Origin of the sequence: Anaerotignum sp., assembly GCF_031981185.1 — a bacterium.
Lineage (GTDB): Bacteria > Bacillota > Clostridia > Lachnospirales > Anaerotignaceae > Chakrabartyella.
This window is the reverse complement of sequence record NZ_DALYUL010000010.1, coordinates 88,716-91,841: the sequence shown is the minus strand read 5'-3', so window position 1 is coordinate 91,841 and position 3,126 is coordinate 88,716. Positions and strand designations below refer to the sequence as shown.

The following is a 3,126-nucleotide window of genomic DNA, read 5'->3' as shown; positions in this document are numbered from 1 at the left end:
GGAAAAGTTAATTGACATAAATTATATTTTGTTGTATATTCATATCCAAATGAGAGTGAATTGGAGTGGGATTATATGAATAATAATTACTTGACAATATACGAGGTCGCTGATGCTTTAGGTTTGCACCATAAAACAGTTCGGGGGTTTATCAACAGTGGAAAATTGAAAGCAATGAAGGTAGGTAAGCAGTGGCGTATAATTAGGGAGGATTTAGACGCTTTTATGGGTAAAGATTCTTCGCTTGGGAAGGAATACAAAGGGGAAACATCTGATATTGACTTTGTAAACAATGAAATACAGTACACAAATAGCAATGTTATGGATGCCCCTATAAGTAGAATTAGCATTTCTGCAGTAGTGGATATGCATGTGGTTCATAAGAAAAAATTTGAGCGAATATCAAATACCTTATTAGCTGTAATGAACAGCAAAGATGTCAAAATGGATGGCGCAACTATGCATATAAAATATGATGATGCTGCCTTGGTTTGTAAAGTTTTTGTGTGGGGCAGTGCTGAATATATCAATGAAATGCTATCAATTATAACGCTGTTAGATAAGGAGAATTCACGATGAAGTGAAATCATGAAATATTTAAATCCGTGGATGCAAAAAAAGAAATTATACAGACGGATTTATGAAAGAATATGAATTTATAAAATTCCATGTGTATGAGGGGCAATATGTAAGGAGAGCCGGGAAAAAGATTTTCTTTACAAATGCCACTTACCGATAATTCATATTCTGACTGGTTACATGATGTGTTGGAAAAACTAAATATTAGGAAAGCAAACGAGGTTGGGTTATCACTAGGCGGATGGATGGCTCTATATTTTGCAATAAAGCGTCGGGATAAGGTAATAGGCTTGTTGTTTTATCTCCTGCAGAGATTGGAAAGGAGAGAGTATTTTTTCTATTTTGTGCTTTATTCTATGGGTTGCTACCATCACCTCAGAGGATTTTTTAATAGGAGAAGGGCATGCACTGGTGAAGGTTACCAGAGAAGTGTATATTTTTTACTTCATAATGAATTAGTAAGGAGGATTAAAATGAAAATTGATGTTAATCAGAAAAATGGTGTAGCATATGTACAAGAAAAATCAACAATTATCAGTAATGTACAATCAGCGTTGGAATTGATGGCTATCATTCGGTATGAATATGATTGTAACGCTATAATGATCCATAAAGAAGCGATCATTGAAGATTTTTTTGACTTGAGTTCTCGCCTTGCAGGAGAAATTGTACAAAAATATGTGAACTATGGAATGAAGCTTGCCATCATTGGTGACTTTTCAGCCTATACTAGTAAGGCGTTAAAGGACTATATTTATGAATGCAATAAAGGAAAAGATATTTTTTTTGTGGCAAATGAGGAGGAAGCAATTTCACGAATTATAAATTCCTTTTGAGATAAATGATAGAAATTTATAATGAGAATTATTTCTATTTTAGTCTAAGTGAGAGTTATACGCAATTTCTTGCGAAATCAACGAAAGCGTAGTATCATATTTATGAAAAAGTATTGTAATAAAAGGAGTTGGTTCAGTCCGGCGCACTTTCATATTGCAAAATTAGCAGTATAAGTGAAACGTGGAAACTAAAATAATCATGAATTGCATAAATCATTTCCTTGAAAGTTTAAGAAGGTTTTGTTTTTATGCCTAGAAGATTATTTATTTACCACACAATTAGGAATGCAAATTTTTAGCTGTGGAAATTTTCTGCAGCTTTTTTTATTTTTTAAAAAGAGAGGATGAACGAATTATGTTAAAGACTATGAAGCAGTTTGCCAAGAGAGCCCCCCTGGACGAAAGAACTGATGCAAAATTTTGGGATGATCCTCATATATCTCAAGGAATGTTGGAAGCACATTTAAATCCTGATTTAGAATCTGCAACACGGAAACTGGATTTTGTCCGCAAATCTGTCCACTGGATTTCTAATATAGTACCACCTGTAAAGTATAAGAGATTATTAGACTTGGGCTGTGGACCGGGTATCTATGCGGAGCTGTTTTGTAATAAAGGCTATCAAGTAACTGGGGTTGATTTGTCACAGAACTCAATTCAATATGCAAAGAAACAGGAGAGAGAAAAAGGCTTAGATATTGCATACCTAAATCGTGACTATATTCAGTCTTTCCTTTCTGGTGAATATGATTTGGTGACTATGATTTATTGTGATTTTGGAGTACTATCCAGTAGTGAGCGTCAGTTATTACTGGCAAAAGTTTATGATATACTAAGTCCTAACGGTTACTTTATATTTGATGTATTTACCCCATTTGAGTATGTCGGTAGGGAAGAGTTCAAAGAGTGGAGTTATGAGGATAGTGGCTTTTGGAGTGGTAGACCATATTTGCTGTTGCAATCCCTTTACCGCTATGATGAAAGCAATACATTCCTTAATCAATATATTGTAGTGACAGACAAACTTACCACTTGTTACAATCTATGGGAACATACTTTTACTAATGAAGAACTAGAAAAAGAGTTGCTTCAGGCTGGATTCAAGAATTTAAGATATTTTGGAGATGTGGCAGGAGCAGAATTTAGAAATGATAATAAGACTTTGTTGTTATTACTGAAAAATAGTATGATATTTATATGTTTACTAAAACGAGAATGTTTATCTAGCCATAGTCGCATTTTAATACAAAACGTTGATAAAGGTAAAAACCTCTCAATCTGCCAATACCCTGGTATAGGTACGCTTTTTATTTTAATTATAACACAAAACATTTATGAAATATAGACTGTTTGTTTTTGGATCATACCCATATAATATCATCATGTAATGGCTAAGATATTAGCAGCATGAAATTGTGTCTCTTGCAAAATGTACGCAGCATAACTCGAATACGGAAGGAGAATGGATATGATAGGGCCAGACAAGAAAAAGCTTTATCCCCATGAAAATATAAAAACAGTTTGCTATATTAGCAATCTACCTAAAAGACCCAATGTTGAGATTGGTGAATACACCTATTACAGTGATAACAAAAAGTCTCCCGAGAAGTTTTATGACAATATAGAGCATCACTACGAATTTCTGGGGGATAGGCTTATAATAGGCAAGTTCTGTGCAATTGCAGAGGGAGTTAAGTTTATAATGAATGGT

The 3,126-nt window shown here is 34.0% G+C and carries 3 protein-coding genes and 1 pseudogene; all 4 read left to right on the top strand.

What is annotated here, in order from left to right; translation table 11 throughout:
* The first annotated feature begins 75 nt into the window (after positions 1 to 75).
* Positions 76 to 579, top strand: coding sequence for a helix-turn-helix domain-containing protein (locus tag RTK36_RS07605; protein WP_312045856.1), 504 nt, complete (start codon positions 76 to 78; stop codon positions 577 to 579).
* 473 nt (positions 580 to 1,052) lie between these two features.
* Positions 1,053 to 1,415 (top strand): DUF4180 domain-containing protein, encoded by a 363-nt coding sequence (locus RTK36_RS07600; protein WP_312045854.1) that lies wholly within the window; start codon positions 1,053 to 1,055, stop codon positions 1,413 to 1,415.
* 355 nt (positions 1,416 to 1,770) lie between these two features.
* Positions 1,771 to 2,760 (top strand): class I SAM-dependent DNA methyltransferase, encoded by a 990-nt coding sequence (locus RTK36_RS07595; RefSeq protein WP_312045852.1) that lies wholly within the window; start codon positions 1,771 to 1,773, stop codon positions 2,758 to 2,760.
* 123 nt (positions 2,761 to 2,883) lie between these two features.
* Positions 2,884 to 3,126, top strand: a pseudogene (locus RTK36_RS07590) (acetyltransferase); the annotation flags it as partial.

Coding starts and splice junctions, on each gene's coding strand:
- RTK36_RS07605 (WP_312045856.1), top strand. CDS start 76: ATGAATAATAATTACTTGACAATATACGAGGTCGCTGATGCTTTAGGT.
- RTK36_RS07600 (WP_312045854.1), top strand. CDS start 1,053: ATGAAAATTGATGTTAATCAGAAAAATGGTGTAGCATATGTACAAGAA.
- RTK36_RS07595 (WP_312045852.1), top strand. CDS start 1,771: ATGTTAAAGACTATGAAGCAGTTTGCCAAGAGAGCCCCCCTGGACGAA.